The organism is Pseudanabaena sp. SR411 (genome assembly GCF_002251945.1).
Lineage (GTDB): Bacteria > Cyanobacteriota > Cyanobacteriia > Pseudanabaenales > Pseudanabaenaceae > Pseudanabaena.
Genome location: NZ_NDHW01000088.1, coordinates 1 through 23,589 on the forward strand (window position 1 = coordinate 1; position 23,589 = coordinate 23,589).

Here is a 23,589-nt window from a genome sequence, read left to right on the forward strand (position 1 = left end):
CGGCATAGGAATTACTATGACTGAAATTAGCACTACAGAGAAAAATGAAATCTGTTGTCCTATAAGTTTGTTCTCGATATCATCGATAGAAATTGGTTTGCCAATAGTTAGGTTAAATAGTTTTCTTGCAGCATTGCTAGCATTGCCGATCGCAGAATAAGCTAAAGGTAGTCTTTGCTGTGGATTGGAAATGCAATCAAAATAAAGATACTCATCTGTATTAGGAGAAAGCATTCTCAGTAATTCAGCTAGAGGGCTATAGTAGACTTCCGCTTGAATGAGTCTATTCTCCTGCTCTTTTGCTTCTGCTAGTTTTGCCTGACTATGATTAATGTCTCGCCAACGATCGCCCAAATGATCGCTAATAAACTCTGGCAATATATTCTTCAACCATTTTGGTAATTCAGTGTTAGATTGAACTCTTTGTTTAGGATTGCCAAATGACCCTTTTGATCGCTGAACTTTTCCGATAAATTGCTCTAGTCGTTTCCAGACATCTGCACCTAAAAATGGAGTATTTGCAATAATTGCGTCATCAACCTGTTTAATTCCATCTCTAATGACATCTAACAGATTCTGCTTCTTAATCCAACGACTGTTCTGCATCAGTACATACAAGCTCTCAGGCGATATCTCTCGTTTGACAAGTAGAGATTCTAAAATCCCTTGGCATATCTCCCCACTCACCATATCCTTCAACGTGGCACATTCATTAGGATAATTTTCGATAGTATTAAAGAAATCTTGTTCAAATTTCTTATAAATATTTACCAATTTACCCTGTGGATCTTGCTGATTAAACCATTTCAGGAAAGTATTGAACGTTGCACTAGATGTCAAGAAAACTCTAAGTATAAATAGCTTAATTGTAGTAGGATGACTGGTATTAGGCAGAATCCCACGCCCAGCTAAATCTTCAAAGATTTTTTTACCTAGAAACTGAACATCTCTTAAATTTTTATCTTGCAAAATAGTGGAAAGTTCAATAACCTTTTCTACATTAAATTGTTGTGGTTCCACAATTGCTTTGATGGCAGCTTTCAAGCCCTGCTCATTCACTCCTGCAACAAAGATACTACTGCGTATTTGTGTAAGATTCCGATAGTAGCTATCATTTTCCGCTTGAATGACCACAAAACTATATGGGCGCTCTAGTGACTGGACATTATATGCCCATGCAAAATTATCTATTTTCTCTACTTCATAGGTGTCTTGAGCGATCGCTACTTGCCCAGTTGCTAAAGCTCTCTGCCATGCAAACATATTTAATTTGATCAACGTATAAGCATTGCCAGCCACAGAATTTTCAATAAAACCTTTTGGCAATACTAAGCATTTATTTCCTTTGTCAGTGCTGATAAATTGCGTTTGTTGTGCACTAAAAGTGATGTTATTAGCAATCTTTTTATCTGCGCTTGAATTTTTTGCTAGTTCAGTAAACTGCGGATTGAAAAATGGCAATTCACCATTGAGTTTTTCATAGGATACAACTTTATAAAGAATCTCATCCATGCTTTCCAGCACAGACGCATCATTCTCCGCCTCACAACAAAAATAACGATATAAAGGTACATTCCGACCACTATTATCGACTCCCACAATCACAAAAGCTAACACCGCCCAAGGCTTATAACCTTTTCGTTTTACCAATCTTCCGATTACAGCAAATGGACTGCGATCATTGTCTCCAAGTTTAAATTCTTTGTTTGCAATCGCTTGGCGCACGGGTTCGGGAATTGTACTAGCTTGACTACTATCAAAAGTATTGTTTTCCCAACCACCTTTAAACCCCATTGACACCCATCTGCCATCACTTTGGATCTTGATGAAAACGCCAGTACTAAATTCGTAGATTGTGCGAGTGTTGTTAGCCATAGTAACTAATCGAAATTAGAGCGATTATTAACGCAGCCCTGCACTCAAGTGCAAGGCTCAAAGCTAAAACCCGTTGAAACGGGTTAATTAGGAGTACTCTTCAGTCTGCTTCAGCAGACTTGAGCTTTTAGCCAAGAACTTGAGTTCTTGGCTTATTTGCGTAGGGACTAAATTAGTTGAGAGTTTCAAACACAAAATGAATGTTGGCAAAAACAACTTCGTCTCCCGAATGTAAAACCTCTGGAGAAGTCAACCTAGCAGAAAACCTCGACGCATTCACCCGTCTAATATACACTCCATTAGTTGAACCTAAATCTTTGACATTCCAAACTCCATTCTCAAAATATAATTCTGCATGTTGCCTTGATATCTTTTCCGCTTTTTCCATATCAAGCAGATTCTCAAAATCAATATCCACTGGACCATAATCTGGATCGAACTTTCCTACGAGTACCAATCCTCTTTTTAAGAGGATTTCTTTCACAGGAAACATTTCGGATTCAGGAACAAGTCTAGCCTTGACAAAATTATCCGACTTTAATGCTCCTGTGACCTTAATCGGCTCTTCCGCATCCGATGCTATTGGTGGTTTCTCAGTTTCTTGTACTTCCTCTATACCTGTTTCTACATCTGCATCAGTTCTAGAAAAATTACCCGTAACTAGCCTCTCCGAGTCCGAGCCAAACTCATGACCACACTTCTCACAATAAACCACACCATCAATATTGCTGTGACCGCATTCGGGACATTCCATAGCCATTGTTTTACCTCTTAAGTTCCTGATGCTTTTTGGATTTCTTCTTCAGAAAGCAGTAGCTCATTGATACCGCCCTCCATCTTCACTGTCTTACCCTTAGATCCCATCTTGATGGTTTTGCGCGTACTGCTAGAAATCTGGCGAGTTTTACGCAACTCATCTTGAGCCGAGGACAAGGACAGCTCCATTGCCACATTACCAACCCGTTGAGTCATGCGCCGCGCATTTTCTAAAAGTTGTTCGGCTCTTTGCGGATCGGACTCAGCAACTCTAGTTGCCTCATTAACAATCTTATCAAGATTACACTGCTGCACATAGTGCATGACATCAGGATCGACCTCAACCGCAAAACTATCACCCGCCATAAACTGTACAACCAGAGCTTGAGGTGGTAATTCGCCCTTACGATTTTCACCTGGCACATTGTAAGTGATCCCCACCTGCGCGATCCGAATCCGCGAAGCAGGACGACTACCAATATTAAACTCCAGAATAAAAATGGTTTCATCACTTGCCGAAGCATTCCCGATCGCACAGGGCAGCTTTTCTAAAGAAAACTCCGTAAAAGATGGGTAAGCCCGCATAATGCGACACAACTCTACCCCTTGTACAGTCTTTGCCGAAAGCACCAAATTTGTAAGTACTTCATCCTGCGCCAAGCTCAGCTCCTCAGCGACCTTAGCAGGCAAATCATCGATCGCTACCTGTGCGCCCGATGCATTATCCATAACCACATGAAAAGTCCGACCACCCGCCGCATCACTCAGGCGATTGAGCAAATCTTCATTAAAATCATTACCCACACCTAAAGCGGTAATTGGAATATTTTTTGAGGCAAACTCATTAACTAGCGCGAGACAGTCCTCTTCATCAAAGGCTTGTCCATCGGTAAATAGCAATACTCTTTGATTAGACATCGGGCGATCAACTAGGGTTTGCAGCGCTAACTGCAAGCCTTTTCGCATATGTGTTCCGCCCGAAAATCCGCGTAACTGGTTGATGGCATTTTCTAATTTGGCTGTTTCAGTGGCAGGAGTCAGATCGATAATCCTAGAAGCAGTTTCATCAAACTGAATGAGGGCAATACTATCCTTTTCTGAGACTTTACCTGTTTTGATTAGCCCCAATAGAGACTCAATCACAATTTCACGTTTAGTTTTTTTACCAATGGCAACCCTGTCATCCATGGAGCCGCTTGTATCGACAACGATCACAAAAGAAGTTGTCGGGCGTGCTTTGCTCACTTCCTTGGCAGGAGGTATCTTCAGCATCACAAATAGCCTTTGCTCGTTAGAGTCAGCAGGCAAGTAGTCGCGATGCGGTGTAATCAAGACATTTGGGACATTTGACATGGATGTAAATTACCGATTGGGATTACTAAAAGTCAATTTTTCAAAAGTTAAGGGGCGGTAGCACACCTATTGTAGGTTCTATGTCGTTAATATCTGGCGGAATAAACTCTAAGTCTTCTGGCAAGATGCGATAACCATCGTCATCTAGTTTATCAATTTCGTCGTTAGTCAGCACAGGTAAATCTCTCGTCAGCATTGTAGTACGAAACCCTTCGCTGATTTCTCGCATCCATGACTGAAGCACCTCATTAAGAAATTCATTACCAACTCCTCTCGGTGGGTTGACATTGCGATCGACGTAAGTCTGTAAGGTTTCCCTGATTTTGTCCCGTTCCTGTTGAAACTTAAGTTCGAGTTTGGCTTTGTTGTTTTCTTCGTCTTCATCCAGAATTATCTCGCACTGACATTCTGGTGCTGACGTACCTTTAATCGATAGAAATAGCTCGTACTTTTGGGGCGGCATAAAAAATTTAAATACTAATGTGGCGGCTTACTGAGAAACCTTGCGATCGCTTACAGATAATCGAGCGGTCTTTGAGTTTATAGTATAAATAAATAGAGATTAACGTACTAAAAATACCTTATATAGGGTTAAGGCGCATGATCAACGCTATATCATCAGACCTAATTCTGGCTTTACCCGACCATACCCAATTACCAGAGTCAGATGGTAAGTTTGTGAATAACTATCAGGAACATCCTCAAAGTATTCTGCTTACTGATTCTATTCAGCCTTTGTTGCAGCAACGTCATCCCGATCGCCAATATTGTATTGGTCAAGATTCTGGCATCTATTGGCGACTAACCGATCCGCCTGAAAAAGGGGCTGAGGCTCCCGACTGGTGCTATATCCCCAATGTACCGCCTACTCTCGATGGTCAAATGCGCCGCTCCTATGTATTGTGGCAGGAGTATGTTGCGCCCTTAATTGCGATCGAGTTTGTTTCTGGGAATGGGAGAGAAGAGCGCGATCGCACCCCACCATCACAAAGTAAAGAGGGGAAGCCTGGGAAGTTTTGGGTATATAAGCAAGCGATCCGTATTCCTTACTATGCCATTTATGAAGTGAGGAAGGCACAGGTTGAGCTATATCACCTTGTGGATAATGTGTATCAGGAGGTTGCCGCAAATGAAAGAGGACATTATGCGATCGCTCCTTTAGCGGTTGAGCTAGGTATCTGGCATGGAGTATATCAAAATGTGCAGTTACCTTGGTTGCGTTGGTGGAATGCTGAGGGTGATTTGTTGCTAACAGGTGAAGAGCGTGCTGAGCAAGAGCAACAAAAGCGCCAAAAGCTTGTCGAAAAGCTCATTGATGGATTAAAGCTTGAGCAGCTAAGCAGTTTAGGGATTAGTCCCGAAGATTTGGTATAGTGACTCAATTTAATTTAACTTATATGGAGAATGGTGGAATGACAGATGAATCTAACAAGAGTCAAGATTTTAGAGGTAAGAAATTTGTTGATCGCAAAGGCGACACTTTAATCACAAATACTGGGGAAAAGTATAATCTTAAAGAAGACTTTATCGGGGCGATCGCTGGAATATCTAATATCTGTATATTATGCAGTGCTGTATTAGTTATTGCATTGTCTATCTTGTCTAGTATAGGAGTGGCATGGATTGCTACAACACTGACTAGAATGCATTTTTCTGAGGATTATTATTATGTATCTTTATTAGATATATTGCTATGGTTTATTTCTTTGTTAGCACTTCCTATTTTAGTAGAACAGCTAACTTTGATAGTGGCTATTATCAGAACAGTAAACTTTAAATTTTATAAGAAAGTGGAGGTATTATCTTTATTTTTAATTACATTAATAGATGTAGCTATCACACTTATAATTACTACATTTTTTGCACAGAATACTCTAAATGCTGGAGAGATAGTCAAGGATGAAACATATATCCTTGCGTTCATAATTGTTATATCTGGAATATCAATTGGATGGGTTATTTTAGAAAAAAAACGAAACTGGTTCTGGCATAACGCTATCAAGTTAATTGATCTAGGCTCTACAAGTTTTGAAGATAATGCCTTGGATTTGACTGGGGCTGATTTTACTAACGCTAAGTTTGGGAATACAAACCTTACAGGGGCAAATCTCAATGCATCAATATGCATAAATACTGACTTTACTGGTACAAAACTAGATGGAACTATACTTAATTCGCCATTAATTAGAAGATTTCTAACAGGGAATAATCTTTCTTCCGAGCAATTAGCTATTTTTTGTTCAGAGTTGAAGCAATTCCGAAATCTTGGTGGAATTGATTTTACTAGTGTATTGAGCAGTCAGAACTATGGAGATATATTCAGAGGGGTTGATCTGGAAGGTGTTGATTTATCAAAGGCAAATTTAGCAGGGCTAAACCTAGAGAACGCTAATCTAAAAAATGCAATTCTTGAAAATGCTATTCTTAGTTCTACAAACCTTGATGGAGCCGACCTTACAAACGCATTTCTTAAAGGTATAAATTTAGAAAATGCCTCTCTCAAAAGAGCGGTATTTGTTGGTGCAGATCTACAAAATGCAATCCTCACTAGAGCAAATCTTGAGAATACTAATCTTACAAAAGCATCGCTTATTGGGGCAGATCTTGAAAGTGCTTGCCTCCAAGGAGCTATTCTTGTTAGTACAGATATGAGGAGAATTAATCTGGTAAGAGTAAATTTAGAGAATGCCAATCTAAAAAATGCAATTCTTGAAAATGCTATTCTTAGTTCTACAAATCTTGATGGAGCCGACCTTACAAATGCATTTCTTAAAGGTATAAATTTAGAAAATGCCTCTCTCAAAAGTGCAATACTTGTTGGTACAGATCTGCAAAATGCAATCCTCTCTGAAGCAAATCTTGAAAAAGCAAATCTTACAGAAGCATCACTCATTAGGGCTAACCTTGAAAGAGCTTGCTTAAAAGGAGCCATCCTTGTTGGCGCAAATATGAGAGGCGCTAAAGCATCTGAATCATCATTTTGTAAGATAGATTTAAATACCGAAACTACATCTATGGCTGAACAGGAAAGAGAAACTGGTGCAGATTTAAGAGATGCAGATTTAACAAATGCAAATCTAACCGATGCAAACCTTGAAGGATCAATTTTACTAAGAACAAAAGCCATTGGGACTCAATTCACAAGAGCTAGGTTTACGGGAGCTTGCATTCAAGAATGGAGTATTGGTAAAACAACAAGATTTGATGAAATCAATTGTAAATACATTTTTATAACTGATAGATATCTTAATAAATGTCCATCTATCTCTAATTTTAAGGATGGAGACTTTGAAAGATTGTGCGAGGAACATGTAAATAGCATACAAATACTTTTTGAAATGAATTCTCGTGAACAAGAATTCGCAGGATTATTGGCGCTAGAAACTGTAATAAATAGTTATCCTGATGCAATGTTAGCGGGAATCAGTATTACAGAAACAGGATATATTCAAATAAAAATATTGTCATATAATTCTGATGACTTAGATAATATTCAACAAGATCATGCAAGAATTCAGGAAAAAATACTTGATGTCTTGGAGAAAAAAAAGTTTCAAATTCAAGAAGAAGGAAGTAAAATTTTTCTAATCCCTTCTGAACCTGAATCAGAGTCAGAAATCATTAGAACACATAGTATTTTGACTGAAGCTGTTGAACAAAATGAAGATTCAGAGACATTAAACAACACTAATAAAGACCTAGACAAAGTTTCTACTGTTCATTGCTCACCTAAACAGGGTCATTGGGTGTCAGTATCTAAATGGGGCATATCACTATTTAATGCTATTAAGCAAATAAGACCTAGTAGCCTAATAGACCTAAGTGGTGTATCATTTTCAATTAATCCAACTACAGTTACAGTTAGTGTCACTCCTACCATGACTACAGATACTAATCAATCTCAAGCACAGACTGGCTCAACTAGTGTCAGTATTCAGGGTTCTGTGACAGGTACTCTTAACACAGGAACTATCCTAGGTGATGTTACAAATATTATCAACGCTTTACCTAAATCCTCTGATCCCAATGAAAAAGGTATTAGAGAATTACTTGAAGATCTTAAAGGTAAAATCAATAGCAGCGCTGATCTTCCTCAAGTCGTAAAAGATAAGACTTTAGAGCAACTTGCACGTATTGCCCAGTCATGTCAAGAGCCTCAGACTCCTGAGAAGAAGAGTTTATTTGAAAATGCCTTCTATGTTATCAAAGGCATGGTGTATCGTTATACAAATTTCCTTTCAGACTGCGAAGAGATTTTCGCTAAGATTAGCAGCTTGTTTGGTGGCTAGTTGTTGCAGTAGCTTTAAATTCAGATGGGTAACACTACTATCCAATCCATTACTAGGATTTGCATGAGGAGTTATGAGAAATAATCGTAAGTTTGGAATCGGGCTTGAGTTTGCTGGAACTTGGTAGACAAAATTTAATATTTTGCTTTTTATCGGTCTGATTCCATTCAACCTCAACGGAAATAGTTATCGTTTGATCCACAATAATTTCATTTGCTTCTACATTGGGCATTTTTTTAATCCCTCTGATGCATTTTTTAAGATATTCAATTTCTTGATTTTTATACCTTTGCTGAGTTTCTTCTGTAAGCATATTCCAGTTATCTTGACACAAGCGATCGCGAATATTTTGAAAATACCTTTTTACAAGAGATTCCGCTATTTCCTTTGAATTAGCTTGATTTTTTATCAATATTTCCGAAAGTGGACGAAGTGAAATATCACGGTTATAATTGGAGTCTAAAACGTCTATAGTGATTGCTTCTGCTGTTTCTGGATTGAGAATGCCATTAATTACAGTATCTGAATAATTGCCCCCTTTTCTGTATAGAAATGGTGTGCGCGCCTGATATGAGTAAATTACTGCGATTAGTTTTCGGCGATTATCACCTACATATTTAGCATCAACGATCAAACGGGATATATCTGATATATCTAGCACCTTACCCAGGTTCTCAAATATAAACTTTTCATCTTTGCTGAGTTTCTCATAGTAAGAGTCTTGCTCTGGTTTATTTTCCTGATTTGCACTCGGATTATTTCTCCTCTCCATCGCTGATTCTTGAATCTTAGTGGAAAGGAGTTTTAAGGCTTTTTGGGTTTCTTCAAAACGATTTAGAGCCTCGATTTCTAATCTATAGGGAATCGGCGATTCCTTAGCGCCCAAAGTAAAGAACAAGGTTGGATTACTAACTACAGGCGATAAGGTATGTATTTCTATAATGTAAATGCCATTTTCAGGTAAGGCTGCAAGCTGAGAATCTTTTAAGATGTCTTTGCTTGGCGATCGCACAAACACGCAAATATTTGGCAATTGTTTTAACTTACTATCCATCACAATAGAATATTGCAGATTTCTTCCTGTCTGTGGACTAACAGAAAATGTATAGGATTGAGGTTTATTTGGCTGAAGATTAGTGATAATATTAGGATCTTGACTCTCAGCCTTTGTTGAAATTACAGGGCTTGGAAGTGAATTTAAATTTACATCATTACAACCGCCATTAGCAGCACTGCTGGTACTGTTACATCCTCCGATTAACAAGCCAATGCTTACGATTACCTGCAAAAGTCTTAATTGCTTTACCATTAGCCTTTTTTCCTCAAACTCTTAGCCCAGAAATAAAATGGAATCCCGCCGAATATTCCAGCGAGTAACAATACATTCCCCCAAAGCTTTAGCCTGTCGCCTAAGGGTAGAATTTCAAAGGCAAATGTACCGATTGTATCTTTTTTAGTATCTGTTAAAGTTTTGCCTTCAAATAAGGCTGAGACAGATATTTCATAAGCTTCAGCCCGTTCTGCCTTATCTAAAGTATAAGTAAGTTTATATTCCCCACCGATCGCATTACGGATCTTGGTAAAGATTTCGGCGAGTTTTTCAGCATCGCCACTCATATCTGAAAAGCCCCCCGTTGCAGTAGCGATCGCCTTTAAAGTATTCTCATCGAGAAATTCTCTTGCAGGAACTGGATTTTTGGAAGTACCTTTATCGGATGTATGTTTACAAGCAGCAGGTTCTGTCAGCCTATACTGAGCCTGTAGTTGGTTTGGTGTTTTACCGTAACCGAGAGTAAATATCTTAATTCCAGAATATTTAGGATTCTTGAGATATTCCTTTGTAAATTTGTCCCTGTGGGCGGAACTGCAAACATCTGGCTGTGATTTCTCAAAGGGAACCGTGTTAAATCCATCGGAGAGCATCACAATAAAAAGGTTGGGCTGTTGAATTTCTGCACCTTGGGAGCTTTTAGGATCTTGAGGAATTGGGGGATAAAATTCCTTGTTGGTGCGATCACCCAAAAATTCTAAGGATAGAGCGAGAGCATCATACAAATTTGTCGAAGTATCCAGACAAAGGTTGTCAACATTTCCTAATGTCTCTAGATAGGTACTTAATACGGCGGCGTTAGGGGCATAAAAGTTATTAAGATTGAGCAGTTCCTGATTTTTAGGATTCTCAGCAAACAACATTTTGTCTGTAATCGGAAAAGATCTACAGGCTTTTTTGTTAGGTACAGCAGCAAATGGCATGACTGCAAGTTTTACATCGGGATTTTTTTGCAGTTTTTGGATGAAACTTTTAATTCCATTGACTGCCCCCACCAATTTTCGATTATCTTTTGCGTCAAGGGCTTCCATACTACCGCTATAGTCCAGTAATACAACTACTCTGAGCGGTGCAGTTACATTGGCTGTCGTAATCGATGGCTTGATCGATTTGCCATTGATCTTAATAGCTAGATTTGATTGTTCGAGGTTGTTAATTATTTGACCATCGGCTTGAGTTGCCCTGATGGAAAGCTCATATCTTTCACTGTTGGCGCTCATACCCTGACATTCTGGAGCATTTTTTCTAGCTTCTTCCTCCTGACATTGAGTGAGCCGTTTAGGTTTACCGACTATTTGAATACAAGCTTGTCTCTGTCCATTCGCATCAACACATACAGATTCTTCGCCTTCGGCATGGGCGGAGTAACTGACAGTGCTAGACAAAATCAGGGCAAGGCTAAGAGAGTGGATCGAGGAAGCGATTGTAGTAGACAAAGCGGTAAAAGTTGATTTCGTCATTGCAATAAAATGTCAGGATTGTATTGTGTTTTAATCTTACGGGCGTGGAACGAGATAAGCCAGTACCATCAACAAGGATTTGATTGTTAACGCCTTTTTCGGGATGTAGCCATGTTTCTCTCTGACCGATTCTGACTTCTGCTAGTTTGAATGGCACATTCGCTAAGCGGATATTACCATCGGGATTTTCGTCGGAACCAATGACAACGCCTTTGGCATTACCACTTAATATTTTGAGTATTTTTTGGAGAATATTGGTATTTGGCAATTGAATTGACATACCTTCGGTGATGCCTTCATCTGGAGGGAAATTGCCAATAAATCTGAGTCCTTGGATATAACCCTTTGGATCGAGAATTTTCATTGGCTTTTGAGTATTTCTACCTTCAGAAGAACTTGCAGGATCTGGTATGCATTCAAATTCAAAACCTGCGCCTGCTCGTAGGGCTGCCATGTAACTGGGCGATGTGGATAAGCCAAATGCTAATCCTAGAAATATTCCTAATAGCATTAAACCTATGGGGTCTTCTAGTTTTTTATAACTATCCATGATGTTGAGGCTGCGGAGATACTCGAAGGCATTGCTAGCAAGCCATCCTGCAATAATGCTTGCGATGATGCTGATTAGGAGTCTTTTCCAAAACCTCGCTGAGTCTTTGGCTTCGAGGCTACGCCACCACCATGCTAATGATTCGGATATGGCGACAGTCAGTCCCAATAATATCCAGTTATATCTTCTGATGTCAGCAGGGTTCAGTTTAAATAGCTTTCGCCCTAGATTAGGATCGTCAAGAAAGGTGTAAATACCGCTACTAACTAAGCCGAAGGTCAAGCTGAGGACTATGGCAACTGCGATCGGGATGATGGCAACTTGTAGGTTCCGTTTGGGGCGGGTGGGGCTGCTGACAAAAATTTCGGTAAGGACGATTCCTGATGATAGCCATAGGGCTACAGATGGAATCATTACTATTTCGTTTTGCCATCCTAGGTTTCGCAACCCAAATTCAGTGAGGAGAAGTTGTCCAAAGTTCCAACCTGTTATGGCGAAGGTGATGCTGGCAAGTATAAATATCCAAGTTCTCATATTAATTAACTATTGGGTAGTAATGGTCACATAGCAAGGATCTTCGACAGCTTGATTTGGTTTAAAACGTCCAATATCCTTTTTCAAATCATCTGTTTTTTTATATTCGTTCAGTTTTTGGGTAGATGCAACAATGTAGTACTTTGTCTTAGATAAAAATGCCCCTTCCCCGTCCATATTTTTAATAGTTGACTCTGATTTATTATTAGTAGGTTGTGTTAGTGACTTGTATTGTATCAAGTCTTGTTTTTTTTGTTCTTTTACTGCATACATGGAGGAATAAATTTCTTTGGTCGATGTAGATATATTAGAGATTTCTAGGTCGATATCTTCACCATTGATACTAGCCTTGCAAGTTAATTTAGATTTAGTTTGGTTGCTTTCGAAGCTTGGATATGGAGATGGAGAAATATTATCGCCACCTGTATTTGAATAAGTAGCTGTTTGAGGTTGATTGCTCAAATCTTTTGGAGCATTGTTAAGGTGATTTACAACTACCAGCACCAAAAGACTTAATAAGAATATAATTCCAAGCACCACTAATCCAATATAATCTTTGTCTTTATTTGAATTAGACTGATTACGTTTAGTGCTAGAGCGTTGAGTATTGGCGGGAGGATTATCATCGTCTGATTGTTTTAAAGTTAACTTTAATCCATATACTTCTTCCTGACCAACTTTTTGCAAAACATCTTCTGAAACATAACCATTGGAAATCTGCGAGAAATATGCAGACAAACCTAAGGCGAGATTACATTCTTGCTCGTAAGGTGTTTTGCTTAATTCTTGATTTAGTGCGTCAAAGAACTTTACGAGATTTTGATATTCTGGAGCAGTTTTCCTCTCATTTGTTTTACGAAAGTTATCCCAATTCTCTTTTAATTTGTCCCAGAAATTATAACTACACCAAAAGCTCATATCTGATTCATTAGACTCAGTACGAGTAAATTGTCCTAGGTCTTTAATTACATAGCCAACTAAATTTCGAGAGAAAACAAAACTTCTATGATGAACGATCCAATCAATTATATATTTATAAGATGTTGAATTTTCTTTGTCATCAATCACTCTACTGAGAATAAAATTGATAACATCTGTAACGAATGGCTCAACATAGTCTTTTGTGTCTTGATTGTCTTTATTATCTGTTTTGATGTTATCAAGAATTTTTTTGAACTCATTTTGAAAATTCAATACTCTATCTCTTTTATATCCTTTTAATTTCTTTAGCCATTCTAAGTATTGATTAATTTCATCATGATCAGTTGAAAGAAAATATACTCTAAAGAACTTTAGTCTTTCTACCAAGACTTGCGAACTTGAATTTCTTTTGAGTTTAGATTCTAGTTCTTCCAATATACTTTTAGTGAATTCTAAGCAAATCTGTTCTGATTCATTTTTCTTTATAAACAAAAGTCTCCCTATTCCTTCAATACAATCCAAAACTATTTTTTTTGAATCGGCTGTGTTTGCGTAATTAACGTCGAGTAGTGTTGTGATTTTTTGCCTGATAGAATTCTTCAAAGCATCATCAGGGGTAATCCCTATTATCCATTCCCAAAATTGTTTAAGCCTATATATAACTCCATTAATGATATATCCAATCAATTTCCACAAACCTCCCCCACCCCATAAAATTATGCTAACAATCAAATACAAAAGAGGAACTATAATAACCGAGATGAAGGCTATCAAGAAAAATGATATCTGTTGTCCTACAAGTTTGTTCTCGATATTATCGATAGAAGTTGGCTTACCAATAGTTAAGTTGAATCGTTTTTTTCCTGTATTGTCAGCATCGCCGATCGCAGAATAAGCTAAAGGCAGTTTTTGCTGTGCATTAGAAATGCAATCAAAGTAAAGATGCTCATCGGTATTTGGGCTAAGCATTCTCAGTAACTCAGCTAGAGGGATATAATAAGCTTCCGCTTTAACGAGTCTATTCTCCTGCTCTCTTGCTTCTGCTCGTTTTTTCTGGCTGGCATTAATGTCTCGCCAGCGATCGCCCAAATGACTGCTAATAAACTCTGGCAATATAGTCCTCAACCATTTTGGCAATTCAGAGTTAGCTTTAATTCTTTGTGTAGAAGTACCTGACGACACTTTTGATCGCTGAACTTTTTCGATAAATCGCTCAAGTGGTTTCCAGATATCTGCACCTGAGAATGCCGTCTTTGCAGCGATAGCACTATCTACTTCTGTAATTCCCGTTCTAATGGATTCTAACAGATTCTGTTTCTTAATCCAACGACTATTCTGCATTAGCACATACAAGCTTTCAGGTGATATGTCTCGTTTGACAAGTAGAGACTCTAAAACTGCTTGGCATACTTCCTCACTCACCATCTCCTTCAACGTGGCACAGTCACTAGGATAAGCATCGATAGTATTAAAGAAATCTTGCTCAAATTTCTTGTAAATATTTACTAATTTACCCTGTGGATCTTGCTGGTTAAACCATTTCAGGAAAGTATTGAACGTTGCACTAGATGTCAAGAAAACTCTGAGTACAAACAGCTTAATTGTAGTAGGATGACTGGTATTAGGCAAAACACCACGCCCAGCTAAATCTTCAAAAATTCTACTTAGAAACTGAACATCTCTTAGCTTTTTATCCTGCAAAATAGTGGAAAGTTCAATAACCTTTTCCACTTTAAATTGTTGTGGCTCCGTAATTGCCTTAATAGCAGCTTTCAATCCCTGCTCATTCACCCCTGAAACAAATATATCGGAACTACTACCACGTATTTGTCTGAGACTTCCATAGGCTGTCTGAATAACCACAAAACCATTTTGGCGCTCTAGTGATTCGACATTATACGCCCATGCAAAATTATCTATAAGTGTGCCTTGACTGATTTCTACTTGTCTAGTTGCTAAAGCTCTCTCCCAAGCAAACCTGTTTAACTTGATCAATGTATAAGCATTACCAGCAGCCATAGAATTTTCGATAAAACCTTTTGGTAATACTAAGTTTTTACGCTCTATATCGGTTCTGATAAGTAGCTTTTGTTCTTCACTCAAAGTAATACTAGATTCAATTCCTTTTTCGTCTACAGGATTACATTTTGCTAGTTCAATGAATTTGTGCGGATTGAAAAATGGCAATTCACCATTATCCTGTGAATAGGATAATGCTCTATAAAGGATCTGCTCTATGCTTTCCAAAGCAGATTCATCATTCTCTGCCTCACAACAAAAATAGCGATATACAGGTACATCGCGACCTTCATTATCTATCCCCAGAATCACAAAAGCTACCACCGCCCAAGTTTTACATCCTTGCCGTTTCACAAATCGTCCGATTACAGCAAATGGACTGCGATCGCTTTCTGCAAGTTTAAATTCTTTGTTTGCGATCGCTTGGCGCACTGGTTCTGGAATTGTACTAGCTTGACTACTGTCAAAAGTATTGTTTTTCCAACCACTTTGAAACCCCGTTGACGTCCATCTGCCATCACTTAAGATTTTGATGCCAATGCTGGTACTAAATTCATAGATTGTGCGTGTATTGTTAGCCATAGTAACTAATCCAAATTAGGGTGTCGATCGCCAGTGCATAGCCAATATAGCGGAGCAAATAATCCAAAGGGTCGCCATACATTCTTGTTTTTTAGACGAGCATATTGCAGCGTTGGGTCTGTAATATCTTTGACATATTCTACATTGGGTTGTTTTACTCCTTCGGGTCCCATCATACCAAAAGCCGATAACGAGAAATATTCAACCTCAATATCAGGGGTTAGATTATTTCTCATGGATTGTAAGGTCTTGGGAAAATATTTCTCTACCAAAGCCTTACTACTTTTTAGCTCCTTGCGTTTACTGTATATCTGTAGAGTTTCACATTTTGTTAGGGTAACAGCAATTTTACCCTTCCAGCCGTCAACTCTACTAACCAACAAACGCCTTATAAAAGCTCTTATACTAATCTCATAGACAGAATCCTGCCTATGTTTAGTGGCATCCAACAAAATCATAAGTCCTTGTACATCAGGATCAGCACAATCTTCAATATAGGATTTTAATGTTTGTTCTTCCATTACATTTATATCCCCAAATATCTCTCCTGAATAGTCTCTACAAAATATCTCCAACTGTAACAATCGAGATCTTTTGTCTTTTAAAGTAATGGAAAAGCCAATATTTGGAATATCTAATGCTGCCTCATCTGCCCCTAAAATATCATTAGGGGTAAAGATATTTCCCTCTTCTAAAATACCTGTTGCTTGGTTTTCCAATCTCTCACTAGCTCCAGATTTGGGAACGATTTTCTCAATTGGATTATTGTAAAGATCGGGATTAGGATTCCGAATCAAAGCGGCTAGGTATGTGGTTTTCCCGCAAGCGCGATCGCCGATAATGCGAATAGTATTGGAAATAGATGGAAGAGCATTTGGTTCGGATAATGAATTAGAATTAGAACCAGACTGATTTTGATATGGGGATTGAGATTGAGGGCGACCCTGAGAATTTGGTCTGCCAAGACTAAATACCCAATCAAAAAAATTAATAATCTTTCTGCGTAACCAACTAAACATCTGGTGATAGCCTCTTTTTTGTAGCCAGCCAATAGAGCGGCGAAATCATGCCATAGGGTTTCCAAAGCTTAGGCTCTTTTAATGTTGAGACTCTTACCTCATCATCAGATGCGGTTCTAGCTATTTTGATCTCATCCTTACGATTTGGACGTGGATCATCATCTCGGATTACCCCAAACGTTGACATCGCAAAAAACTTCAGGTTTTCTTTTGGAATACCAAACTGCTTTATTAATTGATACAACTCATAGGTAGTATTGGGAAGATATTGATGGAATAGATCCATCTCAGGCTCGATTCGGCTTGGCCATAGTTCGCCACGTTCACATTTATTCATCGCAACCGCAAACCTAAGATTTTGCCAATCCTCTTGAGCAACCTTAAAACTAATGATGTCTTTAAAAACTTGGATGGTTTCGCTAATTTCATTGTCATCCTCCCAGTTAGACAATAAAATCAAGAAACTAGAATCTTTTTCTGTTAATCTCTCTTCCAAATATTCGCGATATTCTGAAGTTTTATCAGTAATTTTCTCTAACCCCTCCCCAGGGAAGTCTGTGGTTTGTAGGCTAATGGTTTCTTTTTGGGGATGATTGATATTAATCGTAAAATCGTAAGATTTTGGTCTTTCTTTTGCTTCTTTGAAATCAAGTACTGTAGGTTTAAAGCCGCCCCCATTAAACAAAATATTTTTAGCATCACGCACAAGATTCAGCGCATCTTTGCTGTCACCAACTCTAACTTCGTATTTGGGGTTATTTTTGTTTTCTTCTAGAGATTTTTGCGGGAAATAAGCCAAGCCAGCGAGATAGGTAGTCTTACCAGAACTGCGTGGACCAATGATCGTAATTGTCCCGGTATGTTCGGTAACTTTGGGCTTAAAAAAGTTAGATCCAACCGTCTGCATAAGCTGTTTTGGTTATATTAAATAAGAAGCCAGATGAAGCCAAGGAAGTTCTAATAGAGTGCGATTATTGATACTCGTAATAAAACATCTAACTAATAACCCCCTGCGATTGCGGTTAATATTTGCGATCGCGGGCATAATTGGACTGAAATATTTATTAGTTATGTAATTATGACGATCTACCCAGTCCATTGTCAAACCATTGGGTTTATAAGCTAATTTTTTGGCTTCAGACTCTAGATCGCAAAATAAATCTGCCTTATTAATGCACAACACCACATGATCAACATTGGGGCAATAATTTAGAAAAAAATTAACCCACCGATCAAAACGATTAGACCATTGAGTCTGTGTCGGAATATTGTGATCTTGAATTGTTTGCGGATCAGTAATGCGATTACCAATTTCACGATAGGGCGGTAAAACTACAACTACAGCCTTACTTAGCTGGGCAATTTTCTTGAAATCTCGCCACGCTTCAGTATTATTGGGATTTTGTTGCCATTCGATGCGATTGATTTCACCAGCTGTATCAACTAACTGAACTTGCAGCTTTACAGGAGCAAGCAGCCTGACACTCATCTCCAACGTCTTCGGCTTTTTTATGCCATCTATCTCTGTAGGTAAAAGTTTCGTCCCGTTAGATAACATTGCTATGTCATCATCTGTAGCATTTGTAATTATGACTCTCTCTGACATCGGACTAGCGAGATTTAGCGCCAAAGTTGACTTCCCAACTGAGCGATCGCCAATAAAAATAATACCCATCCCACCTCACCAGAGTATTTGATGATTATTGCATAAATACCAGTCTAAAAAAATTATGTACTACTCCAGATACTCCAAAGACTTCATATATTCATTCCAAACCCTCGCCGCATCAGAACTTCTTGTCAAAATAGGCTTCACACAACTCCCATCCTTAGTTAAATTAGCATTCCGCTTATGGTCAGGATTACCTAGCCAAACACCAGTAACTAAATGGTTGGGATCATTAGGCACATAACCAATAAACCAAAGATCGTCATAACATTCACTCGTCCCCGTTTTACCAACCGCATTTCGCACAGTAATCTCCCCAAAAGCAGTACCATCCTCCCGACTAACAACACCGCGCATCAACTGCGTCACCTTGTCCGCAACCGAAGCCTCTAAAACTAGCCTAGGCTTATAAACTGAGTCCAAACCATTTGGGCGATCGCCGTTCGTCGTATAACGCCGAAAGCACTGTGAATTATTTGCATAATTACTACTTTTAAAATCACAACCATTCGTAATCTTATAAATACTGCTAATTACATGTGGCTCATTATATATACCCTTATTAGCAAGTACCCCATAAGCACTCGTTAGCTCCAAAAGTTTTGTCCCACTTTCTCCCAAAATCAGTCTTAACTCAGGTTTATAAGGAAAACTGCGATCATTTATTTGTCGATTCAAAGAAGACACACCCAACTGCTTCACTAAATCAATCACCTTATCAAGCCCTGCCTCATCAGCAACCTTGATCGCCACTAAGTTACTAGATACTGCCATAGCAGTCTGCATATCCATCTTTTTAGATTCTGGCTGGCAGTCCAGATCCTTAACAGTCTTAAAGTCAAATTCTTTTAACTGTTTACAATCATACTGTTTTTGTAAATTTTCTGGATTATTTTTCAAATTTGCAGCATAACCAAATACTTTATAAGTAGATCCTGGTTTTAACTCTTCAACCGCAGCATAATCACAAAAAATCTCTTCCTCCTCCTTGGTCTTAGGATTTATCTCCTTGCGGCAATACTCTTGAGGTTCGATCGCACTCACCAAAGCTAAAATCTCCCCAGTACTAGCATTGATCGATACCATAGCCCCCTGTGATACGCCTTTTTGACTACTTTTCAATTCGGCGATCGTTTTTCCCAAAGACTCCTTGGCTTTTTTCTGTTTCTGACTATCTAATGTTGTCTCCACAATTAAGCCGTCTTCCTCAACTGTACTCCGAGACAACCTTGATAACTCATTATAAATTTCACTATCATAAATACGTGGCAAATAACTCGTCTCAGTTCTTAGTTCGCACTTATCGAGATCAAATAAATTTTGCACAAATGTCTTGCCCCTCTCAGCCTGCTCCGAATTAACCAACTTCTGCTTCTGCATATCATTAATTAAATCATCACGATACTTATTTAGGGCTCCAAACCTAGAGCGGTTTTCACAAGGATCAAAATAATTTGGTGCAGGGATCATCGCAACTAGGGTAGCAGCCTGATCAAGAGAAATATCCTGTTCAGATTTGACATCTTTAAAATAATCCCTTGCCGCCTCAACAAAACCACGATTATTCCGACCTAAGAAAACCTTATTGATATAAGTTAGTAAAATTTCATCTTTAGAATGAAAGCGCTCCATTTTAATAGCTACTGCCATTTCTCTAGCCTTTCTAGACAATAAATCTCTCCATTTAATCAACTTATCTAGTAAGTTCTCGTCTTTCTTAAGTGGAGGTTCTAGTCCTACAAAATCAGGAAAAATGGTTTTTGCCACTTGCTGTGTGATTGTGCTAGCCCCTTGAGAACCGAATTTAAGCAAAGCACGTCCCATACCCAAAAAATCAACCCCAATATGAGAACAAAATCTCTTATCCTCGGAGGCAATCACGGATTTTGACACGACGGATGGAAAACCTAATAACTGATCAATTTCCTTTTGATACGACTCACAAAATGGTTGTTCTTTCGAGACTTTACCTATAAACGGTTGAGCTTCTTTAAAACGCTGCAAATGCGTTTGTCGATCCCTTGCATAAACAACTGTTGGTAAACTAGCATTAGGCAAGATTTCCCCAGGAATAACAGCCCAATACATTGCCAATAGAGCTAAAGCAGTAATAGTTAAGACACCTAACAATGGCAGTACAACTCTACGGATTGGAACTTCCCATATCCAGAAAAAAGGTTGTAAGATTGGCAAAGGAGGATCTCGCAACTCAATCTTTACAGCACGACGCGAATAAGGACTTCCGATAAAAAAAGTATCTCTATGCTTAAGTCGGGTTGTCTTATTGTTCAAAGCTTCTGGTAAAACTAACCATCGCTTTCTCCAAATCCCATTTTTCTGAGCAGCCCCTTCAAGATATATGTTCCCTTTCTCTATAGATATAGTAATGGTATCACTTCTTCCCAAAACATAACTATAAACTGTAGTATCAGCATTTTGATAATTAGGATTTAAAACCCCTCGTAATTTATGAGGATTAGGGATTAGTGCTTTCTTTTTAAATTTTTCCGTGTTGTTGAGAGGCTTAGGAGTAGTAATCAAAAGATAAGGAAATGCTTTTTGAAGCAGATTACCGTTAAATTGACTACTACTTCCTAGTAATCTAGTTAATACAGCCCCAATAGTTCTACCTATTTTTTGAGTGAAATTTTTAACACTCTGTTTACGGAACAATCTACTAAACCAAGACAAGAAAACACCCAGTATCACTACTCTACCCTCTCATAACAACCAACTACCACTGATTCTGTATTCTGGTCTATAGTTGTAGCCCTGCGATCATTCGGTCTAGAAATCACAAAAACACAGCCCTTCTTTCTTCAGAACTTTAAATCAATCCCGTATATTCATCATTCATTCCAATTACAGAGCCTTGAGTCGTGGATGGGAATAACTCTCTCGTAAACCCCGCTTGCCTCAATATTTTCTCAGCTTTCCATAAGCATTAAGTCGAAATTAAATCTGTACTCCGCCATCGACATGGCATATATGGTGCTTCGGCATAGGCAGCGATCGGAAAAATGCTTCATAGATGCAAACAATGCAAAGACACCAAATTTTTTCATGATTTGAAATTTTTTACATAAAATGCTTTACGCGATGTGCAACTATTTTTGAGCTATTACGCTTATGTTGTTTGAGCTACCTGAAATGTAAACTGCTTATCAGTGCAGTACCAGAAATCAGGGCTTTCAGACTTTTAGTTACACATCGCGTATGCTTTACTCCAGAATACTAGCTTATTCCCTAGTAAATGTATATAAATATTTTTTGAGCTTATTATGCTTATTATATCAATTACGAGGCAATCACAGCTATTCCATTTTAGCCACATTTTTCCACCGCTTTCAGAAATGCGCGTTTCGCCGCAATCTTATTCTTGCGGTTGGTATAACGCCTAAAACTCCTGACATCCCGGTGTCTCGTCAACTCCATCGCCAAAGAAGGATCTAACTCATACTTCACAATCAAATTCGTCGCAAACGTATGCCTACCCCGATGCGAATGCAAATCAATCCCAGTCTTCTCCGCCAAATCATCCATCACATGCCGAATCCCCCAATAGGTCAACCGCTTACCCTGACTACGATTAGAACAAGAAACAAACAAAGGACTATCAGGCAATAACTCGACCTCTTGCGACCTCCTCCAATCCAAATAAGCATCCAAATCCTGAATACCCAACTTCGTCAAAGGTACTTCCCCCTTACTATCCCACTTCGCTTCTTTAATCACCAATTCCCTATTCACATAATCCTCAATATTGAGACGACAAACCTCCTCTGCTCTTAAGCCATGCAACAAAATCGAAAACAAAGCCCGATCGCGCAACCTCACTTTACCTAACGAGATAGCCTCATAAATCCGCAACACCTCTTCGTCCTCCAAATCCCTAGCCACAGGATCGGGCAATCGCTCCTGCTGAATGCCAATCGTCGGATCGGCAACTACATATTCTGACAGCAACATCCATCGATAAAACGATTTCAGAGTCCGCAGCACCCGATTCACCGAACTCAACGCCAACTCACGCTCCTTCAGCAAAAAAGTTTTAAACTGCGTCACTTTGCGCCGACTTACATCCACCCAAGCCAGATCGCACCAATCCATAAATATCCGTAAATCTGCTTGATAAGCCTGACGACTCTTCTGCTGCAAAGACCTTGAGGCTAAAAATTCATCAACCCTTGCTTGGCGTAAGTCTGTAGTAGCAATCACTTTGGGCGGTTCACCGTAAACAAATAAAATTGGCTCTGGTATTGACATATCAAGCAGTCTTTAGCCTCGAATCACAATGATTTCCCGACCTGAGGGGCTGACGACATTTTCAGTAGTCGTCCGATCGCTTAGCGGCGGCAAACCTTTACGGCGATCGAAGATCACTAACCAACCTGTATCCAAACTCAACCCTGATAAATATTTATCCAACTGTGGCAATCCTTCCTTAAGCGGATCAGGTCTTTTATCAGCCCATACCTTCAACTCCATCGCCAAAGTTACCTTACCATAGCGCAAACAGATATCCATTCTTCCCGAACCAATGGCATATTCCCTCTCCAATGAGCCACCACCATTAACAACACGGTGCAAAAATGCCATCAGTACAATATGAGGCGCAATCTCTGGATAGGGTGTACTGTCAAATAAAGGCTCTCCATGCTGCCGCCAGAATAATAAGAACGCTTCCAACAAGCGATCGGGCARAAATTCACCTTGCTCACTAAGCCAGATTGGTTGAAGATAMCCAATAGAAGCAGTAGTTACATAGGCAAGCACTCTAGGAAGCACTTCCTGATAAATAGGATTAGCGATCGCCAAACCATTTTCGTTAGTACAAAGYCCYAAATCTAARACGTAGCGAATATCATCCTGTGGCACATCTGGCAGTTCCTGCCCAGCCAAAATAGGCTGAATCACTGCTCTGACTCGATCTTCTCTTAATCTTTCTGCAAGACTATCCAGATGCGTATCCTGTCTCTTAATCAGTATTTCCTTCGCTTGATTCACTAACTCAGGAGTAATGGGAATAGMWGGATCTTTCGTAATATATTCCACAATTTCCTTAGCGATCGCATTCACCAACCAAGGTTGTCCCTGCGTCAAATGAAAGGCTAAATCAACTGCTTCTGGTGTAAATATCTGTCCTGTGGCTTCCGTATGTTGGTAATAGAGATTCCTCACATCTTCAAGGGTAAAGTTACTCAGAGTGAAAGAACGGACTTTGATATTAAA

General features: G+C 39.0%; 15 protein-coding genes and 1 pseudogene. 2 read left to right on the plus strand and 14 right to left on the minus strand.

Going from position 1 to position 23,589, the window contains the following annotated elements:
- The 4 genes from B9G53_RS08845 to B9G53_RS08860 form a co-directional block, all read right to left on the minus strand.
- A partial coding sequence (locus tag B9G53_RS08845) for a hypothetical protein (RefSeq protein ID WP_141211742.1) occupies nt 1-1,875 on the minus strand: 1,875 nt, incomplete at its 3' end.
- Nucleotides 1,876-2,047: 172 nt separating this feature from the next.
- On the minus strand, nt 2,048-2,635 hold the full coding sequence (locus B9G53_RS08850) for an FHA domain-containing protein (protein ID WP_094531296.1): 588 nt from the start codon (nt 2,633-2,635) through the stop codon (nt 2,048-2,050).
- Nucleotides 2,636-2,646: 11 nt separating this feature from the next.
- Nucleotides 2,647-3,984: a VWA domain-containing protein gene (locus B9G53_RS08855; RefSeq protein WP_094531298.1), complete on the minus strand. Its 1,338-nt coding sequence runs from the start codon at nt 3,982-3,984 to the stop codon at nt 2,647-2,649.
- A 40-nt stretch (nt 3,985-4,024) separates the two neighbouring features.
- Nucleotides 4,025-4,447: a hypothetical protein gene (locus B9G53_RS08860; RefSeq protein ID WP_094531300.1), complete on the minus strand. Its 423-nt coding sequence runs from the start codon at nt 4,445-4,447 to the stop codon at nt 4,025-4,027.
- 137 nt (nt 4,448-4,584) lie between these two features.
- Here B9G53_RS08860 and B9G53_RS08865 point away from each other — a divergent pair, with 137 nt between their 5' ends.
- Nucleotides 4,585-5,358, plus strand: coding sequence for a Uma2 family endonuclease (locus B9G53_RS08865; RefSeq protein ID WP_176453155.1), 774 nt, complete (start codon nt 4,585-4,587; stop codon nt 5,356-5,358).
- A 38-nt stretch (nt 5,359-5,396) separates the two neighbouring features.
- Nucleotides 5,397-8,273 carry a pentapeptide repeat-containing protein gene (locus tag B9G53_RS08870; RefSeq protein ID WP_176453156.1) on the plus strand — a complete coding sequence of 959 codons (2,877 nt, stop codon included), beginning with the start codon at nt 5,397-5,399 and terminating at the stop codon, nt 8,271-8,273.
- Nucleotides 8,274-8,325: 52 nt separating this feature from the next.
- Here B9G53_RS08870 and B9G53_RS08875 read toward each other — a convergent pair whose 3' ends face one another.
- The 10 genes and pseudogenes from B9G53_RS08875 to B9G53_RS08920 all read right to left on the minus strand — a co-directional run.
- Nucleotides 8,326-9,582, minus strand: a complete 1,257-nt coding sequence (locus tag B9G53_RS08875) for a hypothetical protein (protein WP_094531305.1) — start codon at nt 9,580-9,582, stop codon at nt 8,326-8,328.
- Nucleotides 9,582-11,039, minus strand: a complete 1,458-nt coding sequence (locus B9G53_RS08880; RefSeq protein WP_141211743.1) for a hypothetical protein — start codon at nt 11,037-11,039, stop codon at nt 9,582-9,584. Before B9G53_RS08880 ends, B9G53_RS08875 begins: the two co-directional genes overlap by 1 nt.
- Entirely contained in the window at nt 11,002-12,147 is a 1,146-nt protein-coding gene (locus tag B9G53_RS08885; protein WP_094531310.1) for a hypothetical protein, read from the minus strand. Before B9G53_RS08885 ends, B9G53_RS08880 begins: the two co-directional genes overlap by 38 nt.
- Before the next feature lie 9 nt (nt 12,148-12,156).
- Nucleotides 12,157-15,669 (minus strand): hypothetical protein, encoded by a 3,513-nt coding sequence (locus tag B9G53_RS08890; protein WP_094531312.1) that lies wholly within the window; start codon nt 15,667-15,669, stop codon nt 12,157-12,159.
- A gap of 5 nt (nt 15,670-15,674) precedes the next feature.
- On the minus strand, nt 15,675-16,688 hold the full coding sequence (locus B9G53_RS08895) for a hypothetical protein (RefSeq protein WP_094531314.1): 1,014 nt from the start codon (nt 16,686-16,688) through the stop codon (nt 15,675-15,677).
- Nucleotides 16,681-17,595 (minus strand): hypothetical protein, encoded by a 915-nt coding sequence (locus B9G53_RS08900; protein WP_094531316.1) that lies wholly within the window; start codon nt 17,593-17,595, stop codon nt 16,681-16,683. The genes B9G53_RS08895 and B9G53_RS08900 overlap by 8 nt, the downstream gene beginning before the upstream one ends.
- Before the next feature lie 12 nt (nt 17,596-17,607).
- Entirely contained in the window at nt 17,608-18,363 is a 756-nt protein-coding gene (locus B9G53_RS08905; protein WP_094531318.1) for a hypothetical protein, read from the minus strand.
- 60 nt (nt 18,364-18,423) lie between these two features.
- Complete coding sequence (locus B9G53_RS08910; protein WP_094531320.1) at nt 18,424-21,066, minus strand: transglycosylase domain-containing protein; 2,643 nt, start codon at nt 21,064-21,066, stop codon at nt 18,424-18,426.
- A gap of 615 nt (nt 21,067-21,681) precedes the next feature.
- Entirely contained in the window at nt 21,682-22,623 is a 942-nt protein-coding gene (locus B9G53_RS08915) for a tyrosine-type recombinase/integrase (RefSeq protein WP_094531322.1), read from the minus strand.
- 12 nt (nt 22,624-22,635) lie between these two features.
- Nucleotides 22,636-23,589 (minus strand): annotated as a pseudogene (locus tag B9G53_RS08920) (ATP-binding protein); the annotation flags it as partial.